This window comes from Nitratireductor aquimarinus (genome assembly GCF_017255295.1).
In the GTDB taxonomy this organism is placed as follows: domain Bacteria; phylum Pseudomonadota; class Alphaproteobacteria; order Rhizobiales; family Rhizobiaceae; genus Nitratireductor; species Nitratireductor aquimarinus.
The window spans coordinates 155,473-173,715 of record NZ_JAFKDE010000004.1; the positions used below are offsets into that span (position 1 = coordinate 155,473).

The window sequence follows — 18,243 nt, forward strand, 5'->3', positions numbered from 1 at the left end:
TATCGCCATCGTCTTTGCGCATTCCTACTTTAATAAGATGGAATTAACCATTAAATCGAATACTCGTAAGGTGGGAAGATAGAGTTCCGGGCCAAAGGCTCGGGGGACAAACACCAGCCTGTAAGGCCACGGACCTTGAGACAGAACGACGTTCACGCACCTGTATGGCGCTTGGCTTCACTCGCACGCGTGAGGTTCCTCGCCGGATTGATGCTCGCAGCCAGCGCGCTTTTGGCAGCAGCGCCTGCCGCGCACGCTGAAACGCGCACGCTGAAGCTCTACTTCATCCATACCAAGGAGCGCGCGGAAATCACCTACAAGCGCAACGGACGCTACATCCAGAGCGGCCTGAAGCAGGTGAACCGTTTCCTGCGCGACTGGCGTCGAAACGAACCAACCAACATGGATCCGCAGGTTCTCGACCTGCTTTGGGAGACCTACCGCGCCGCCGGTGCCCGCGATTACATCCATGTCGTGTCCGCCTATCGTTCGCCGCAGACCAACGCCATGCTCCGCAGCCGCTCCAGCGGCGTCGCGAAAAAGAGCCAGCACATGCTCGGCAAGGCGATCGACTTCTACATTCCCGGCGTGAAGCTCTCCACCCTGCGCAATTCCGCCCTGAAGTTTCAGGCTGGCGGCGTCGGCTATTACCCGCGTTCCGGCTCGCCCTTCATCCATATCGATGTCGGCGGCGTGCGCCACTGGCCGCGCATGAGCCGCAAGGAGCTTCTCGCTGTGTTCCCGAGCGGCAACACGATCCACGTGCCGACCGACGGCAAACCGCTCCCCGGCTACAAGCAGGCGCTCGCCTCCTATGAAGCGCGCAAGCGCAAGGGCAGCACCATTCAGGTCGCCCGCGACACCGGCAGCAAGAGCAATAGCGGCGGTGGACGCGGTCTTCTCGCCACGCTGTTCGGCGGCGGCGCCGACGAGGAAGAGGATAACGCAGAAACCACAACGGTTGCTGCGCGTCAGCCGGCAGCCCGCCGCGCGCCTGCCCCGGCAGCCGCACCTGAGCCGCAGCCCGAAACGCCGGGCACGATCCTTGCCGCCCTGCCCCAGCGCAGCGTTCCCACGCCGCGCGCCGCACCGCGCCCTGCCGCCGAAGTTGGCCAGCAACCCCTGCCCTTCGAGGTAAAGCCGGTTGAGGAAGCGCCGACCATTGAGGAGGCAACGCCGCAGGATGCAGGCACTGCCGTTCTGGTCGCAGCGAACATTCCGACGCCCACGCAGCGTCCGGAATACGCGCCTGAAACCTCGACGCAGGAAGCGCTTGCACAGATCGCCGCTGCAGAACCCCAGGCCTCCGACGCCATTGCCGGCGTGCTGGCCGATGCCGCGCAGGAAGAAGAACCGATCACCACGGCCGCCTACATGCCGCTGCCGTCCAGCCGTCCGGCTCAGGCTCTTGCGCCGTCCGACGAGTTCACCCTCGCCGCACAGCCCCAGCCGCGCCCGCAGCCCGCAGCAGTCACCGCGCCTGAGAGCGACTTTGCGCTCAAGGTCGATGAGCAGGCTGCCGTCACGGTTGCCGCGGCTCCGGCACAGCCTGAACGTGGCCAGCCGGTCTCCGCATCGCCGCGTCAGGCGCTTCTGGCCCGTGCGGACCAGCAGGCTGCCCCGCGCCCGGAAATCCGTTCGCGCAGCACGCGCAAATCGGCCAAGCCCGGCCCCAACGACATCGCACCGGGCGCACAGCCCGTCGTCGTTGCGGCAACCGGCGAAGCGCCGATCCGCGCACTCAGCCGCAACTCCATGCTGAACGAAGCCGTAAAGCCGACACAGCCGCCGGCATTCGACAGCGAGTTCGTCCGGTCGCCTGAAACCGTCTACACGACCGGGTTCCAGCAGGACGTGACCGTCGCCGACGCCACGCGCTTCACCGGCAAGGCCGTGAACTTCATTTCCATGGCCCGGTTCCGCACCAACTGACGAGCCGAAAGCAGACATGAAAAAAGCGGGGCCAGGCCCCGCTTTTTTTGTGCGTTGGTTTTCGCGAAAAGGCATTCAGTTCTTGAGGCCACTTGCCTCACGCGCCAGCGCTTCGATGGCGTCCCAGTCGCCTGCGTCAATCGCCTTGTCGGGCGCAACCCAGGAACCGCCCACGCAGATCACGTTGGGCAGCGAAAGATAGTCACCCACATTCTTCGGCGACACGCCGCCCGTCGGGCAGAAGCGTATGGAAGCCAGCGGGGACGAAAGCGCCTTCAGGAAGGGCGCGCCGCCCGCCTGTTCGGCCGGGAAGAACTTCAACAGGCTGTAGCCTTCCTCACGCGCAGCCATCACCTCGCTCGGCGTCGCCGCGCCCGGCAGGAAAGGCACCTCGGACATGGAGGCCGCATCAAGCAGCTCCTGCGTGATGCCGGGGCTCACGATGAACCGCGCGCCCGCCGCCACTGCATAGGAGAAGTCCTTCGAGGTCAGGATCGTGCCCGCGCCGACAATCGCCTCCGGCACTTCCTCGCAGACGAGGCGGATCGCATCGATGGCGTCCGGCGTGCGCAGCGTGATCTCGATGGCGGGAAGCCCGCCCTTCACCAGCGCGCGGGCCAGCGGCACGGCATCTGCCAGACGGTCGATCTTCAGAACCGGAATGACCGGCTGTCCTTCAAGGATCGCCAGCAATACGTCGTTCTTCTTCTGCATGGCAGCGTTCATGTGCACACCTCTCCTCAAGGCCTGTCCGTTTCGTGCGAAACCGCACTTTTAAAACGGTTCAATACATCGATTTCGCCGCCCATGAACACTTTTCTTCCGAAACTGGCAAGCCGCAACGCTCAAAACGCCCGTGGCAAATCGCGCCAGAGGCGCAAAACAAACGCTTTTGCGCGCGTGAAAAGCCCGGTGAGCGGCAGGCTCCGACGAAGCGCCGCACGCGTCACCGGCCCCGCGATGCCATCCACCCTGATACCCGCCTCCGCCTGAAACCGCTTCAGCGCCTCCTCGGTGCGCTGCCCGAAAACGCCATCCGCCGCCACCGGATAGCCCTGCGCCGAAAGCATGGTCTGCACGCTCTCGACCGCCTCTCCCCGCGCGCCCATTTTCAGCAGACCTTCAGCAGCCTGCCTTCCTTCGACACGCTTCCCCGCATATGCGCGATAGGCCTGCGCCAGCTTCCGGTCATAGCGGTTTCGCCGGTAGCCCGGCCCGTTATAGCCATGCGCGAACCGCGCCCAGTCATGCGCGGCAAGCGGCTCCTTCAGCCCGGCCTTTTCGATGTAGCGCAGCATCAGACGCATCTGCCCGGCAAGGCCGTCGCGCGCCTCGGCCACCAGCGCCTCCACATCGGCAAAGCCGAGCCAGCTCCAGTGCGCGCCCATCACCTGCCCCACGCCCCACGACACCGACTCATACGCCGCCTTGCGGTCGATGCGCGCCGCCTTTTGCAAAAGCGCCCAGCGCGCCGCCTGGCTGCGTGGATTGGCAATCGCACCCGCCTCGGGCGAAGCCAGTCCCGCCGCCCGCGCCGCCGCCTGCTTCGCACCGGAAAGCCGACGGTCGAAATAATGCCCCTCAAACCGGATCGGCGGCTCCGCCCTGCCGCGCACCATCGCCGACACCTGCCCGCCGCTTTCCACCTGCGCCACCGCCAGAAGCAGCGCAGGCTCCAGCCCCGCCGCCAGCGCCGCATCCCAGATTTCACCGATCTCCGCGTCCGAAAACATCGCGCTCATCCCTCTCCGTTTTCAGGAATTATCGCCCCGCCCCCGCAGCCGGGGAGAAAACGCGCTTCAGGAAAACCCGCGCAAACCCGCATCCGCCCCCTCAAACCGAGGAAAACGCGGCTTTTTCTTGCAAGCTGAAAAGGAGAAGCGTAGGAGACCGCGCATGATTTCATCCTCGCCAGACCAGACGTTCCGCGTCGCCGCTCTTTATCGTTTCGCCGCCCTGCCGGATTATGAGGCGCTGCGTCCGCAGCTTGCCGCCTTCTGCGAGAAGAACGGCATTCGCGGCACGCTTCTGCTGGCCGCCGAGGGCATCAACGGCACCGTTGCCGGCGCGCCCGAAGCCATCGACGCGCTGATCACCCATCTGGAAACGATCCCCGCCCTCAAGGGCATCGAGGTCAAATACAGCACGGCCTCCGAAATGCCCTTCCACCGCATGAAGGTGCGGCTGAAGAAGGAGATCGTCACCATGGGCGTGCCCGAGGTCGATCCCGTCAATCAGGTCGGCGCCTATGTTGAGCCTGCCGACTGGAACGCGCTGATCGCCGATCCCGACACGCTGGTCGTCGACACCCGCAACGCCTACGAAACCGCCATCGGCACGTTCTCGCGCGCCGAGGATCCGGAAACGGAAACCTTCCGCGACTTCCCCGCCTGGGCCGAGCGCAACCTCAATCGCCTCAAGGGGCGCAAGGTCGCCATGTTCTGCACCGGCGGCATACGCTGCGAAAAGGCCACCGCCTATATGAAGCTGATCGGCGTCGATGACGTCTATCACCTCAAGGGCGGCATCCTGAAATATCTGGAAGAGGTTCCGGCCGAAGAAAGCCTGTGGGAAGGCGAGTGCTTCGTGTTCGACGAACGCGTCTCGGTGCGCCACGGTCTCGAAGAGGGCGACGCCACGCTTTGCCGCGCCTGCCGGCATCCGCTGACGCCTGAGGAGCGCGCCTCCCCGCTGTTTCAGGAAGGCGTTTCCTGCCCGCATTGCGCCGAAACCCGCAGCGAAGCAGACCGCGCCCGCTATGCCGAGCGCCAGCGCCAGGTGGAACTGGCCGAAAAACGCGGCGAGAGCTTCCCCATCGGCGCACCGTCAGAGAAGCACAAAGCCTAAAGCAATTCCAGGAAAAGCGGATTGCTCTAGACCGCTGCGGCCAGATCCTCGAGTATCGCGTCCGCATTGCTCCACAGAATGGCGCTGCCCTCGCCTTCAAGCCGGTGCAGCGTGCTGTTGACGAAACGGCCATCCAGCGTCGCGCCGAAGTCCGGCGAATGCACCGGGCTCGTATCGGCAAGGCCGAACCACAGCGCCACCCGATGCGCGAAATGTCAAAGTTCGATCATCAGGACTGACGCAATGCCGCAGCCACGCCGGCGCGCGCAAAGCGCTTCAGCGCCGTCTCGTCAACACCCGCACGGGCCTGAACGGCAATGCCGATCAGAACCGACACCATCAACTGCGCAAGCCCCGCCACTTCACCGTCAGCCGCTTCCCGCGCAATCCGCGCCGTAAGCTGCGCCTCGATCCCGCGGATCGTGTCCGCCAGCGCGGCTGCGATCTCCTCATCGGCCGGCGCTTCCGCCGTTGCCGTGCACAGAACCAGACAGCCAGGCGCAGCACCCTCGCCATAAAAGCCGACCGCCGCGTCGAAGAACCCCGTCAGCGCATCGCCCAGAGGCCCCTCGCGCTCCAGCGCCGGCGAGACCGCCCGTTCCATCCGCCGCCGGTAATCTTCAAGGGCGGCCAGATACATGGCCTTCTTGTTGCCGAACGCGGCGAAAAGGCTGGGCCGGTTCATCCCCGCCGCCCGCGCGATCTCGTCCAGCGAGGCAGCGGCATAGCCGCGCAGGCGAAACGCTTCTGCAATGGCCATCAGCGCCGCTTCGCGGTCATAGGCAGGCGGACGTCCTCGGCGTGCAATCATTTTGTACCATCTTGCATAAAATTCATCTCCGTGCATTTTTATGCGAAACAGTACAAATATCAAGGCACATCACAATGACCCAATCCAAACATCCCGGAAATGCAGCCATGGGCACACTCGCCTGGGGCCACGGAACGGATGGAACACTGAGCGGCGGCGAAAAAATCCGCCTCATCGGCAATCTCGCCTTTGTGCAGGTGCAGCAGGCACTCGACACGGTTCGCCACCGCCTCGGCCTTCTCACCCCGGCCCCGGTCTCGCTCGACGCGCTGATGCCGCCGCAGACCGCGCTGGTCGAAGATGCGCTTCAGCTCGCCACGGAGACCCATCGCGATGCGCTGCTTTTCCATAGCTGGCGCACCTATCTGTTCGGCGCGTTGATCGCGGCCCATGAGCGCCTCGACCACGATCCCGCCCTGTTCTTCGCCGCCGCCATCCTGCACGATATCGGCCTGACCGAGCGCCACGAGCCGTCACTCTGCACGCGCTGTTTTGCGCTCAGCGGCGGCGAGCGGGCGCGCGATCATCTCTGCACGAAGGGACATGGCGGCGAGATCGGCCGGAAGGTCGGTGACGCCATCGCGCTCCATCTCAACGGATGGGTGTCCGCCCGCGCCCATGGCGCGGAGGCGCATCTGGTGTCGCGCGGCGCGGTCTGCGATCTTTTCGGCGCTGGCCGCCACCGTATCGCACCCGCCACGCTCGCAAAGGTCCTGGAGCGTTTCCCACGCGACGGCGTGATCGAAGCCCTCCGGTTCGAAACCGCCGAACACAGAAAGGGCACCCGCCCCGCCATCATGACCGGGCTGTCAGGCGGCAAGGCTCCTGCCGAACCCTTCGGATGACATTGGACTTTCGTCGCCCCATGCCGGTTGCAGCGCCCTGCAACATTGCAATGCCGCAAATGCCTTCCTACCTTTTCGCCAACGCTACGGCGCGACAGGCGCGAAACGAGGAGATGCGGATGTTTGATCCAAAGAAGCTGCTGAACGACCTTCTGGGCTCACAGGTGCCCGGAACGCAGGGAACCGTGCGCGACAAGGCGGGCCAGGCGGTTCAGCTCGCCAAGGACAATCCGCTTGCAACCGGCGCCATCGCGGCTGTCCTTCTGGGCACCAGCACGGGGCGTTCCGTCACCGGCAGCGCGCTCAAGCTCGGCGGCATCGCCGCCGTGGCCGGCATCGCCTACAAGGCCTATCAGAACTATCAGTCCGGCAAGGAGCCTACCGAGGCTGCGAAAGAAGGCGAGCTTCTGCCGCCGCCGGAAGACACCAGCTTCAACCCCGCCCAGGCCCCGCAGGGCGAGGGCGAATTCGCGCTGGCGCTGGTGCGCGCCATGATCGCCGCCGCCCGCGCCGACGGTCATATCGATGAAAGCGAGCGCGCCAAGATCGCCGACAAGCTCAAGCTTTCCGGCATCGACAGCGAAGAGGAAGCCTTCCTCATGCGTGAGCTGGAGCGCCCGGTCGATCTCGATGCGCTGGTCGAGGCCGCACAGACCGACGCCCAGAAGATCGAGCTTTACACGGCTTCGCGCCTCACCATCGAACCGAAGACCCGCGCCGAACGCGGCTATCTCGACATGCTCGCCGGCCGCCTGCGCCTGCCCGACCCGCTTGTCGACCACATCGAGGCAACCGTCTCCCAAGCAACGGCCTGACCGTTTCTCGACCGTCCGGTCATGATCTTCCAGTCATGGCCACCCCGACGAAAAGCCGACCTCAACGTCAATGCCCCCTTCTCCCCGCAAGCGGGGAGAAGGGGGCTGCGCAACCGCCCCGCCTAAAGCCCAAAGGCCGCACGCCGCCAAACGACCCGGCCCCACCGTCGAGGCCCCCTTCTCCCCGCATGCGGGGAGAAGGTGAGGATGAGGGGCGGGCACCGACATCGCCGCAGCCCCCACGGCCAAACCAACGCCAATCCACAAACATTGCCGCACGCCCCTCATCCCCCTGCCGGAACCTTCTCCCCGCAAACGGGGAGAAGGAAGCTACGCAACCGCCCCGCCTAAAGCCCAAAGGCCGCACACCGCCAAACGACCCGGCCCCGGCGTCGAGGCCCCCTTCTCCCCGCATGCGGGGAGAAGGTGAGGATGAGGGGCGGGCACCGGCATTCGCGAAACACACACCCCGTCACCAGGCGCGCCACCACACCACCCCCATCCCCAGAGCTTTGCCCCATCCTCCCTTGACCCCGCCGTCACCGCCCTCCTAATATCCAAACCGGGCAGCGCGTGATGGCTGCCTCTGTCCCAAGGTTCGGGCGGCATTCGGGGCGCGAATGTCCAGACCTGACCACCATGCATTCCCGTTGACCGGCGCGCGGCACCCGTCCGCGCCAATGACCTATGGTGGTTCCATGTTCAAACGTGCTCTTGTGAGCCTCGCCCTCCTCGCTTCTCTTTCCACGGCGGCTACCGCCGAAAAACTCACCGTCTTCGCCGCTGCCAGCATGAAGGACGCCATTGAGCGCGCCGCAGGCGAATATCAGGCAGCCGGTGGCGACGAAGTGGTCGTCTCCTTTGCCTCCAGCTCCGTTCTCGCCCGCCAGATCGAGGCCGGTGCGCCGGCGGATGTCTACATCTCCGCAAACACCGACTGGATGGCGTATCTGGTCGAACGCAACCTGGTCCGCGCCGACAGCGAGACCATCATCGCCGGCAACAATCTCGTCATCGCAGCCGCAGAGGGCACAGAGCCGGCCGACAGCCCCGACGCCCTGCTTGACGAGCGCTTCGCCATGGGCGATCCGAGCCATGTGCCCGCCGGCAAATATGCCCGCACGGCGCTCGAAAACCTCGATCTCTGGAAAGACGTCGAGAAGAACGCCGTGTTCGGTGAAAACGTCCGCGTGGCGCTGGAGCTCGCCAGCCGTGGCGAGGTCAAAGCGGCCATCGTCTACGGATCGGACCAGAAAGCCGCCGGCGATCTGGTGCGGGCCTATGTCTTCCCGGCAGACAGCCATGCGCCGATCCTCTACCCCGCCGCCGCCACGAAGGATGGAGCCGAAAGCGCCGAAGCCTTCCTCGCCTTCCTGAAAAGCGAGGCCGGTCGCGCGATCTTCACCGATCTCGGTTTTTCCGAAGCTACGGAATAGACTGCCGACATGGGCGAGACCGAACTTTCGATCATACTCCTGTCCGCGAGGGTGGCGTTTACCGCCATCCTCTGCGCGCTCGTTCCGGCCTTTGCGGTCGCCTGGCTTCTGGCCCGCAAGCAGTTCCCCGGAAAGGGCGTCGTTCAGGCGCTGGTCACCCTGCCGCTCGTGCTGCCGCCGGTCGTCACCGGCTACGGCCTGTTGATCCTGTTCGGCTCCAAAGGGCCGCTTGGCCAGCTCTTTGAAAACCTGTTCGGCATTAGCTTCGCCTTCCGCTGGACGGGCGCGGCGCTCGCCGCCGGCGTCATGGCGTTTCCGCTCCTCGTGCGGCCCATCCGCCTGTCGCTCGAAGCCATGGATCAGGGCTTTGGCGAGGCCGCGCGCACGCTCGGCGCATCGCGTCTCACCGTATTCTTCACCGTCACCCTGCCGCTCGCCCTTCCGGGCGTCATAGCAGGCGCCGTTCTCGGCTTCGCCAAGGCGCTTGGCGAGTTCGGGGCGACGATCACCTTCGTCTCAAACATTCCCGGCGAAACACAGACCCTGTCGCTCGCCATCTATGCGCTGCTGCAATCGCCATCGGGCGATGCCGCCGCCCTTCGCCTGATCGCAATCGCCGTCGCCCTGGCGCTCGCCGCCATCGTAGCGTCCGAATATCTGGCCCGCAGGCTCACCGCCGGAGGACGCGCATGAGCACTCTACACGTAGACATCAGGGGCCGCGCCGGCAGCTTCGAGATCGAAACCGCCTTTCAGGCCGGCGCAGGCGTCACCGCGCTGTTCGGGCCATCCGGCGCGGGCAAATCGACCCTGCTCAAGATGATCGCCGGCACGGCACGGCCGCAGTCGGGACGCATCGTGGCTGGCGGGCGCACGCTGTTCAATTCGGCCACGGGAACGAACCTCCCGCCGGAAAAACGCGGCATCGGCTTCGTCTTTCAGGATGCGCGCCTCTTCCCGCATCTCTCGGTGCGCAGAAACCTCACCTATGCCCGCTGGGCCGGTCGCCGTCCGGCATCCCGCGCCTTCGATGAAGTGGTGGCCCTGCTTGGCCTTGAAGACCGGCTCGACGCTGCACCCGCCACGCTTTCAGGCGGCGAGCGCCAGCGCGTCGCCATTGGCCGGGCGCTGCTTGCCGACCCCGCGCTGCTTCTCATGGACGAGCCGCTCTCCTCGCTCGACAAGGCGCGGCGCAACGAGATCCTGCCCTATCTGGAAGCGATCCGCACCGAGGCCGGCATTCCCATCCTCTATGTGAGCCACGAAACTTCGGAGGTAGCGCGTCTGGCCGACACGGTGGTGCTGATCGAAAACGGACGCGTTTCCGACAGCGGCCCCGCCGCCGCCATCCTCGCCCGCCTCGGCCTTGCCGCCGGCGGCGATCCCGACGAGGCCGGCGTCATCCTTGAAGGCCGCATCACGGATGTTGACCCCGCTTACCACACCGCCGTCATCGCGCTTGATGACGACCGCATCGAGCTGACCGGAAACGGGTTTGCACCCGGCATGACGGTGCGGCTGCGCGTGCGGGCGGGCGATGTCGCCATCGCCAATGCGCCCCATGACGGGCTGTCGATCCGCAACCAGCTTCCCGCAATTGTCGAGGAGATTCGCCGTGACGGCGCGTTCGCCACCGTTGCGCTCGGCTTTGGCGGGCAGCAGCTTCTGGCCCGCATCACGGCGAAGTCGGCGGATGCACTCGGCCTTCAGCCGGGCAGCCGGGTCCACGCCCTGCTCAAGGCCGTTTCCGTCGAGATGGCGCGCATCGAAAGCCCGCGCGGCGGGCTCACATCCGCGTCATCGCCACGCTGAGCGAAGGGCCTTTCGCAATCGTCTGGTAGACCACGCAGTAGCGCTCGGTGAGCTTCAACAGCTGATCGAGCTGCTCCTGCGATGCATCCGTGTCGAGATCGAAGGACAGCCGGATTTCCGCAAAACCCACCGGCGTATCCTTCACCACGCCCAGCGTGCCGCGAAAGTCGAGATCGCCCTCGGCTGAAACCACGCCCGCCCGGAGTGGTATCTCCAGCGCCGTGGCCACGGCCTTCAGCGTCACGCCCGCGCAGGCGACCAGCGCCTCCAGAAGCATGTCGCCGGAGCACAGTTCCAGCCCTGTTCCGCCTGTCGCCGGATGCAGCCCGGCAATGGCGATCGCGCGGCCGGTCTCCACCTTGCAGGCAATGTTCTGATCGTCGAGCGCGCCCCTGGCGTGAAGCGTGATGAGGGCTGCGCCCGGCTCACCGCGATAGCGGTCCTTGATCGGCGCCTGAATGGCGCGCAGTTCTGCAGCGTCCATGGCATACACCTCCTTCGAGCCCACCGGGCTCGCCATCAAACCCCAGAATAGCACCATAAGCACGAGCCCGCGAACTTACGGTTTGCCACCCAAGTTTCACTTGCATCACCTTCAAGCCGGTGGAAACATGCCGCCGGGTCCGTCTTCAACGGGACGTCACAATGCGGCGCTAGAGACCGCGAATTGCCATTCGGGAGAAGTCACTATGCGAACTACCATATCCAAGCGTCTTGCCATTGCCTCGCTGACCGCATCGGCACTGGCCCTGAGCGCAGGCGCGGCGTTTGCCGATTACACGCTCAACATTCTCCATATGAACGACTGGCACAGCCGCATCGAGCCAATCAACAAATACGATTCCACCTGCTCGGCTGAAGACGATGCCGAGGGCAAGTGCTTCGGCGGCGCTGCCCGCCTCGTCACCGCCGTGGCCGAAGCGCGTCAGGCGCTGGGCGGTGAAAACGTCCTGCTGCTCAACGCCGGCGACAATTTCCAGGGATCGCTCTTCTACACCACCTACAAGGGCGCGGCCGAAGCCGAGTTCCTGAACCTCATGAAGACCGACGCCATGGTCGTCGGCAACCATGAGTTCGACGACGGCGAAGACGGTCTGGCGACCTTCCTTGACAAGGTCGAGTTCCCCGTGCTCGGCTCCAACGTCAAGGCCAGGGAAGCTTCCGCACTGGGCGACCGGGTGAAAGAATATCTCCTGCTCGATGTGGGCGGCGAGACAATCGCCATCGTCGGCGCGGTCGCCAATGACACGGCCGAGCTTTCCTCGCCCGGCGAGAACGTCTCCATCATCGAGGATGTGGCCGGCATCACCGCTGCCGTTGAAGCCGCCACCGCCGAGGGCGCAAACAAGGTCATCGCACTCACCCATGTGGGCTACCCGCGCGACCTCGAAGCCATCGCGAAGATCCCCGGCGTCGACGTGGTTGTCGGTGGCCATTCCAACACGCTGCTCTCCAACGCCATCGAGGGCGCCGAAGGCCCCTACCCGACCATGGTCGACAATCCCGACGGCCATCAGGTGCCCGTCGTGCAGGCCGGCTCCTATTCCAAATATCTCGGCGAACTCAAGCTCACCTTCAACGATGACGGCGTGGTCACCGCCGCCACCGGCGACGTCAAGCTGATCGATGCTTCCGTCGACAAGGACGAGGCGGTCGTCGCCCGCGTGCTGGAGCTGGGCGGTCCCATTGAGGAGCTGAAGAACAAGATCGTCGCCGAAACGGCAGCCCCGGTGGATGGCAGCCGCGAGACCTGCCGCGCCGGTGAGTGCGAGATGGGCAATCTCGTGACCGACGCCATGGTCGCGCGCACCGCCGATCAGGGTGTCCAGTTCGCCATCACCAATGGCGGCGGGCTGCGCGCCTCCATCGATGGCGGCGAAGTCACCATGGGCGAGGTGCTGGGCGTGCTGCCGTTCCAGAACACGCTCGCCACCTTCCAGATCAAGGGCGAAGATGTCGTTGCCTCGCTTGAAAGCGGCGTGAGCCAGATCGAGGACGGCGCCGGGCGTTTCCCGCAGGTCTCCGGCCTGCGCTTCAGCTTCGACCCGTCCGTCGCCCCCGGCGAAGGCCGCATCCAGTCCGTCGAAGTGAAGGATGGCGACGGCTGGACCGCAATCGACCCGGACGCCACCTACACGGTCGCCTCCAACAACTTCACGCGCAATGGCGGTGACGGCTACAAGCTCTTCGCCTTGAACGCCCAGAACGCCTATGACTACGGTCCGGGCCTCGAGCAGGTTCTCGCCGATTATCTGGCCGCCAACAGCCCCTACAAACCGTCTCTGGATGGCCGCATCACCAAGGTCGCCGCATCGACGATGGACAAGGCCGGCGAGACGATGGAAAAGGCCGCCGACGACGCCAAGACCATGGCTGAGGGCGTTGCCGAGAAGGCAAAGGAAGCCGTCGAAGGCGCTGTCGCAGGCGCAAAGGAGATGGCGGAGAAGGCCGCCGGTGAAGCCGACGCTGCCATGAAGAAGATGACCGAGGGCACAGAAAAGGCCACGGAAGACGCAGGCAACGCCGTCGAAAAAGCGGCCGATGATGCAGCCTCCATGGCCAAAACGGCAGCCGACAAGGCCGCAGAAGCCGCCGAGAGCGCAACCGAAAGCGCGAAGAAGATGGCGGACGACGCCGGCGAAGCCATGGAGAAGACCGCCGATGATGCGGCCTCTGCAACCGAAGGCGCAGCCGTCAAGGTCGAAGAGGTTGCCGAAAACGCAGCCGAAGCCACCGGGGAGATGGCCAGCAAGACTGCGGAAGACGCGGAAAAGATGATGGATGGTGACAAGAACACCTACACCATCGCCCGCGGCGACACGCTGTGGGAGATCGCCCGCGCGCAGTATGGCGACGCCACCAAATGGCGCGACATTGCCGATGCAAACCCGCAGATGGATCCCGGCCGGCTCAAAGTGGGCATGGTCATCACCCTGCCTGCGGCCAACTAACCGCATGAACCCCCTGAAAGCCCCGCCAATTGGCGGGGCTTTTTCATTTTTTCGCCCCTGCGGCCACGCGCTGCATTGAAAACCCGCCCGGCTTCGCTAGCTTCCCCTGCATGATCGGAGCCAAAGCATGAATCTCCCCACCACTATCGACCGTTCCGCCGCAAAGGCGGTCGGCCCCCTGCCAGCAGACCACCCGCCGGTGCGCATCGGCAAGGTTGGCGTTCTGCTCGTCAATCTCGGCACGCCTGACGGCACGGATTACGCCCCCATGCGGCGCTATCTGAAGGAATTCCTGTCGGATCGCCGCGTCATCGAATGGCCAAGAGCCATCTGGTATCCGATCCTTCACGGCATCGTGCTCAACACGCGGCCCAAGAAGTCCGGTGCGGCCTACGCGGAAATCTGGAACCACGAGCGTAACGAATCGCCCCTGCGCACCTTCACCCGCGCCCAGGGCGAAAAGCTCGCCGGGGCCCTGTCGGAGCATGAGCATGTCGTCGTCGACTGGGCCATGCGCTACGGCCAGCCCTCAATCGAGACGGTCACGAAGAGCATGATGGAACGCGGCTGCGACCGCATCGTCATGTTCCCGCTCTATCCGCAATACTCCGCCACCACCACGGCGACGGTGAACGACAAGTTCTTCGAAGCGCTCATGAAGATGCGCTTTCAGCCGGCCATCCGCACCGTGCCCTCCTATCAGGACGAGCCGGTCTATATCGAAGCGCTGGCCCGCTCCATCGAAACGCATCTGGCGAGCCTCGACTTCGAGCCGGAAGTCGTCATCGCCTCCTATCACGGCATCCCGCAGAGCTATTTCCAGCGCGGCGATCCCTATCACTGCCATTGCCAGAAAACCTCGCGCCTTCTGCGCGAGCGCCTCGGCTGGGACGAGAAGAAGCTGATGACCTGCTTTCAGTCCCGCTTCGGCCCCGAAGAATGGCTCCAGCCCTACACCGACAAGACGGTCGAGAAGCTCGCGAAGGAAGGCGTCAAATCCATCGCCGTCTTCAATCCCGGCTTCGTGTCCGACTGTCTGGAGACGCTGGAAGAAATCGCCGGCGAGGCCGGAGAAATCTTCCACGAGGCCGGCGGCACGAACTTCACGCACATCCCCTGCCTCAACGACACCGAAGAAGGCATGGCTGTCATTGAAACGCTGGTGCGGCGCGAGCTGGCAGGCTGGGTATAAACCCGGCCTCGCCATCCACGCGTCACATTTGGCGCAACATATGCGCGGCGTATTCCGCCCGCAGAGCATGCATGCCCGACAATTTGAGCCGTTGGGTTATGGTTTTGCCTGCGGTTAAGGTCTTCACAAAGCGGGTTACAACCTTACAGTGCGCCACGCGATTCAATACAAGCCCCTCCGGGGCGGTTTCAGGAGCCGATAATGCCCTTCTCCGGTTTTGACATACTCATCCCCGTCCTGGTGGTCCTCGTTGTCCTGCTGCTTTTTGCAGGCATCAAGACGGTGCCGCAGGGCTTCAACTTCACGGTGGAGCGGTTCGGGCGCTACACGAAAACCCTCACCCCCGGCCTCAACATCATTGTCCCGTTCATCGACCGCGTTGGCGCGAAGATGAACATGATGGAGCAGGTGCTTGACGTCCCCACCCAGGAAGTCATCACCCGCGACAACGCCATCGTCGCCGTCGATGGCGTCGCCTTCTATCAGGTGCTCACCGCCGCCGAGGCCGCCTATCAGGTGTCCGGACTGGAAAACGCCATCCTCAACCTGACCATGACGAACATACGCTCCGTCATGGGCTCGATGGATCTGGATGAGCTCCTGTCCAACCGCGACGCGATCAACGAAAAACTTCTGCGCATTGTCGATGACGCCGCAAGCCCGTGGGGCATCAAGATGACCCGCGTCGAGATCAAGGACATCAACCCGCCGGCAAATCTGGTGGAGTCGATGGCCCGCCAGATGATGGCCGAGCGCAACAAGCGCGCGCAGATCCTCGAGGCAGAAGGTCTGAAGCAGGCTGAAATTCTCGAAGCCGAAGGCCGCAAGGAAGCCGCCTTCCGCGATGCCGAGGCCCGCGAGCGCGCCGCCGAGGCAGAAGCCCGGGCAACGCAGGTCGTGTCCGACGCCATCGCCGCCGGCGACGTGCATGCGGTGAACTACTTCGTGGCCCAGAAATACACCGACGCGCTGGCGACCATCGGTTCGTCCAACAACAACAAGGTGGTTCTGATGCCGCTCGAAGCCTCCTCGCTGATCGGCTCTCTCGGCGGCATCGGCGCCATCGCCCGCGAAGTCTTCAGCGATGGCAACACGGCCCCCGCCCCGAAGAACCGGGCCTCCTCAGCCCGCCCGCCGCGTACGGGTCCCGCACAGGAATAGCCTCATGATCGAGCATGTCGTCGCTGAACTCGGCCCCTGGAACTGGATGCTGCTTGGCTTTGTGCTGCTGGCGGCGGAAATCCTGGCGCCCGGCGTTTTCCTTCTGTGGATCGGCATCGCCGCAATCCTGACCGGAACGCTGTCGCTCCAGTTATGGGATGCGGCGATGTGGACCTGGCACGTGCAGGTTCTCGTCTTCCTGGCGCTGTCCCTGCTCTCGGCCTATGGCGGCAAGCGTTTCATGGATTCGCGCAGAAACGAGGAGACGGATCAGCCGCTCCTCAACCGCCGCACCGAGCAGCTTGTCGGCCGCACGGCAACGCTCGAACAGGCCATCGAAAACGGCTTTGGCCGCGTCCGGCTCGATGACACGGTATGGCGTGTCGCCGGCCCGGACCTCCCGGCCGGCACGCGCGTGAAGATCGCAGCGGTGGACGGCTCCACATTGCGCGTCGAGGCAGTCTGAATCACAAAAAGCCCCGGAGCCGATGGCGTCCGGGGCTTCTTTTTATCTGCCATCAAGAACGCCTCTGCCACCGCCTGTTTCACAACAGGCAGCGCTCCGGCCATCATGATCGGGACAGGAGCAGCCTGAGACCGGCATAGCCAAAGACCAGAGCCAACACGCCTTCGATCCACTTGCTGAACTTCTGGTAGGCCCGCCCCAGAACGCCGGTGGAGAAAAGTAACGCGTAGCCAACATTCACCGTCAGGCCCAGAATGGCGCATCCCACGATGATCGTGAGCAGAGTGTATGACGGTGCATCCGGCCTCAGCCCAAGCGCCATGATCGCGACCCAGCCAAGAACGGCTTTGGGGTTGGACAGGTGCAAAAGCACCCCTCTGCGATAGAACATCACCTTCCTTGCCGGCGCCATTGGCTTCAACTGTCCGGCCTTGGCCGTCAGTGCCGACCTGGCGGACTTCCAGGCCAGAAAAAGAAGATAGAGACCACCGGCGACCTTGATGAAAAAGACCGCTTCAGCATAGGCGGTCAGCACCGTCGCAACACCGGTCGCGGCCAAAACGGCCCAGAACATGCTTCCCGTCACCACCCCGAGCGCCAGAAGGACCGCGCTTTCGCGGCCCTGCTTCATGGCAACGCCCATTATCGCCATGGTGCTGGGGCCGGGGCTGGCAATCACAACGAGATAAGCGGCGAAGACGACCAGAAGATGCTGAACGTGTTCTGCAAGCATCGGAACTCCTTCACATTGTGAGGCCTACTGGGGCCGAACAGTGGACGCTTGAGCGAAGCCGGTCTCATTCGGCCAATATGACACGCGATGGGTTCGCCCCCAATTGCAGAATTGTACCCCTTGGCATCATCCCCGCTGGCGGCACACAGCCCTGAAACAAGCAAACCGGTCAATCCTGCAAACCCTGCAGCCAAACAAAAAACGCCCCGTTTGAAACGGGGCGCCTGTCAATTTCACATGGTCCTGAATCACAGCCTGTCAGATTCAGGCAGCGCCAATCCGCAGCAGGTCGTGCAGATGCACCACGCCGCAGGGCTTGCCGCCCTCCACCACCATCAGCGTGGTGATCGACGAGGAATTGACGATCTGCAGCGCGCTTTCGGCCAGCGTTTCCGGCCCAATCGTCTTCGGATCGCGGGTCATCACCTGATCCACCGTCATCGCCAGAAGCTCGCTGTCGATGTGGCGGCGCAGATCGCCGTCGGTGATGATGCCGATCAGTGCGCCATCGCCGTCGGTGATGCCGACGCAGCCAAAGCCCTTCTGGGTCATTTCCAGAATGGCCTCGCGCATCAGCGCACCGCTTTTCGCCAGCGGAAGCTCCGCGCCCGAATGCATGATCTGGCGCACCTGCGTCAGCTTTGCGCCCAGCTGCCCGCCGGGATGGAAGGTGCGGAAATGGTCAGCCGTAAAGCCGCGCGCCTCCAGAAGCGCCACGGCCAGCGCATCGCCGATCACCAGCTGCAGCACGGTCGAGGTGGTGGGAGCGAGCCCATGCGGGCAGGCTTCGGGAGCCCGGGGCAGACCGAGCACCACCGTTGCTTCCTTCGCCAGCGCCGAAGCCTTGCCGGCGGTGATTGCGATGATCGGAATGGCGAAGCGACGCGCATAGGCGATGATGCCATGCAGCTCGGTCGTCTCGCCGGACCACGACATGGCAAGGATGACATCGTCGCTGCCGATCATGCCGAGATCGCCATGATTGGCTTCGGCGGGATGCACGAAGAATGCCGGCGTTCCCGTGGAAGCCATGGTTGCGGCAATCTTGGAACCGATATGCCCGCTCTTGCCCACGCCGGTAACGATCAGGCGGCCCCTGATCCCGGCAACGGTGCGCACCGCTTCGGCAAAGGGTTCGGCAAGCCCGTTGTCGAGGGCTTCGGCCAGTTCTTTAAGTCCGGCGCGTTCGGTTTCAAGCGTGCGAACAGCAGAAGCGATAACGCTTTGCTGGTCCAGGTTCATG

Annotated in this window: 18 protein-coding genes; 11 read left to right on the forward strand and 7 right to left on the reverse strand. The window is 64.4% G+C overall.

What is annotated here, in order from left to right:
* The first annotated feature begins 210 nt into the window (after positions 1-210).
* Positions 211-1,932 carry a peptidoglycan L,D-endopeptidase MepK gene (gene mepK, locus JYP46_RS08120; protein WP_206544172.1) on the forward strand — a complete coding sequence of 574 codons (1,722 nt, stop codon included), beginning with the start codon at positions 211-213 and terminating at the stop codon, positions 1,930-1,932.
* 75 nt (positions 1,933-2,007) lie between these two features.
* Here mepK and JYP46_RS08125 read toward each other — a convergent pair whose 3' ends face one another.
* Together JYP46_RS08125 and JYP46_RS08130 are read right to left on the reverse strand one after the other, a co-directional pair.
* Complete coding sequence (locus JYP46_RS08125) at positions 2,008-2,646, reverse strand: 2-dehydro-3-deoxy-phosphogluconate aldolase (RefSeq protein ID WP_206544334.1); 639 nt, start codon at positions 2,644-2,646, stop codon at positions 2,008-2,010.
* 131 nt (positions 2,647-2,777) lie between these two features.
* A complete protein-coding gene (locus tag JYP46_RS08130; RefSeq protein WP_222473992.1) occupies positions 2,778-3,674 on the reverse strand; it encodes an N-acetylmuramidase domain-containing protein in 897 nt (298 codons plus the stop codon).
* Between the two features lie 154 nt (positions 3,675-3,828).
* On the opposite strand from JYP46_RS08130, the gene trhO reads away from it, so the two are divergent.
* Entirely contained in the window at positions 3,829-4,779 is a 951-nt protein-coding gene (trhO, locus tag JYP46_RS08135; protein WP_206544174.1) for an oxygen-dependent tRNA uridine(34) hydroxylase TrhO, read from the forward strand.
* Between the two features lie 26 nt (positions 4,780-4,805).
* Here the strand turns inward: trhO and JYP46_RS08140 are convergent, their stop codons facing one another.
* Positions 4,806-4,979, reverse strand: coding sequence for a hypothetical protein (locus JYP46_RS08140; RefSeq protein WP_222473991.1), 174 nt, complete (start codon positions 4,977-4,979; stop codon positions 4,806-4,808).
* Positions 4,980-5,008: 29 nt separating this feature from the next.
* Positions 5,009-5,590 (reverse strand): TetR/AcrR family transcriptional regulator, encoded by a 582-nt coding sequence (locus JYP46_RS08145; protein WP_206547805.1) that lies wholly within the window; start codon positions 5,588-5,590, stop codon positions 5,009-5,011.
* A 74-nt stretch (positions 5,591-5,664) separates the two neighbouring features.
* Here JYP46_RS08145 and JYP46_RS08150 point away from each other — a divergent pair, with 74 nt between their 5' ends.
* The 5 genes from JYP46_RS08150 to modC all read left to right on the forward strand — a co-directional run bounded on the left by JYP46_RS08150 (position 5,665) and on the right by modC (position 10,497).
* Entirely contained in the window at positions 5,665-6,435 is a 771-nt protein-coding gene (locus tag JYP46_RS08150) for an HD domain-containing protein (RefSeq protein ID WP_222473990.1), read from the forward strand.
* Positions 6,436-6,554: 119 nt separating this feature from the next.
* Positions 6,555-7,250 (forward strand): tellurite resistance TerB family protein, encoded by a 696-nt coding sequence (locus JYP46_RS08155; RefSeq protein ID WP_206547806.1) that lies wholly within the window; start codon positions 6,555-6,557, stop codon positions 7,248-7,250.
* Between the two features lie 698 nt (positions 7,251-7,948).
* Positions 7,949-8,686, forward strand: a complete 738-nt coding sequence (gene modA, locus JYP46_RS08160) for a molybdate ABC transporter substrate-binding protein (RefSeq protein ID WP_206547807.1) — start codon at positions 7,949-7,951, stop codon at positions 8,684-8,686.
* A gap of 9 nt (positions 8,687-8,695) precedes the next feature.
* Positions 8,696-9,379: a molybdate ABC transporter permease subunit gene (gene modB / locus JYP46_RS08165; protein WP_206547808.1), complete on the forward strand. Its 684-nt coding sequence runs from the start codon at positions 8,696-8,698 to the stop codon at positions 9,377-9,379.
* Positions 9,376-10,497, forward strand: a complete 1,122-nt coding sequence (gene modC / locus JYP46_RS08170) for a molybdenum ABC transporter ATP-binding protein (protein ID WP_206547809.1) — start codon at positions 9,376-9,378, stop codon at positions 10,495-10,497. Before modB ends, modC begins: the two co-directional genes overlap by 4 nt.
* Here the strand turns inward: modC and JYP46_RS08175 are convergent.
* Positions 10,472-10,981 carry an OsmC family protein gene (locus JYP46_RS08175; protein WP_206547810.1) on the reverse strand — a complete coding sequence of 170 codons (510 nt, stop codon included), beginning with the start codon at positions 10,979-10,981 and terminating at the stop codon, positions 10,472-10,474. The genes modC and JYP46_RS08175 overlap by 26 nt on opposite strands.
* Before the next feature lie 217 nt (positions 10,982-11,198).
* Here JYP46_RS08175 and JYP46_RS08180 point away from each other — a divergent pair, with 217 nt between their 5' ends.
* The 4 genes from JYP46_RS08180 to JYP46_RS08195 all read left to right on the forward strand — a co-directional run bounded on the left by JYP46_RS08180 (position 11,199) and on the right by JYP46_RS08195 (position 16,267).
* Positions 11,199-13,448, forward strand: a complete 2,250-nt coding sequence (locus tag JYP46_RS08180) for a 5'-nucleotidase C-terminal domain-containing protein (RefSeq protein WP_206547926.1) — start codon at positions 11,199-11,201, stop codon at positions 13,446-13,448.
* Between the two features lie 127 nt (positions 13,449-13,575).
* A complete protein-coding gene (hemH, locus tag JYP46_RS08185; protein ID WP_113152924.1) occupies positions 13,576-14,640 on the forward strand; it encodes a ferrochelatase in 1,065 nt (354 codons plus the stop codon).
* 201 nt (positions 14,641-14,841) lie between these two features.
* The gene (locus JYP46_RS08190) at positions 14,842-15,801 is read left to right on the forward strand and encodes an SPFH domain-containing protein (protein WP_113152925.1); all 960 of its coding nucleotides are present in this window, start codon (positions 14,842-14,844) and stop codon (positions 15,799-15,801) included.
* 4 nt (positions 15,802-15,805) lie between these two features.
* Complete coding sequence (locus JYP46_RS08195; protein ID WP_206544182.1) at positions 15,806-16,267, forward strand: NfeD family protein; 462 nt, start codon at positions 15,806-15,808, stop codon at positions 16,265-16,267.
* A 103-nt stretch (positions 16,268-16,370) separates the two neighbouring features.
* Here the strand turns inward: JYP46_RS08195 and JYP46_RS08200 are convergent, their stop codons facing one another.
* Both JYP46_RS08200 and JYP46_RS08205 read right to left on the reverse strand, forming a co-directional pair.
* Positions 16,371-17,000: a LysE family translocator gene (locus JYP46_RS08200; RefSeq protein WP_206547811.1), complete on the reverse strand. Its 630-nt coding sequence runs from the start codon at positions 16,998-17,000 to the stop codon at positions 16,371-16,373.
* Between the two features lie 264 nt (positions 17,001-17,264).
* Positions 17,265-18,242 carry a KpsF/GutQ family sugar-phosphate isomerase gene (locus JYP46_RS08205; RefSeq protein WP_222474019.1) on the reverse strand — a complete coding sequence of 326 codons (978 nt, stop codon included), beginning with the start codon at positions 18,240-18,242 and terminating at the stop codon, positions 17,265-17,267.
* Position 18,243 lies beyond the last annotated feature (1 nt).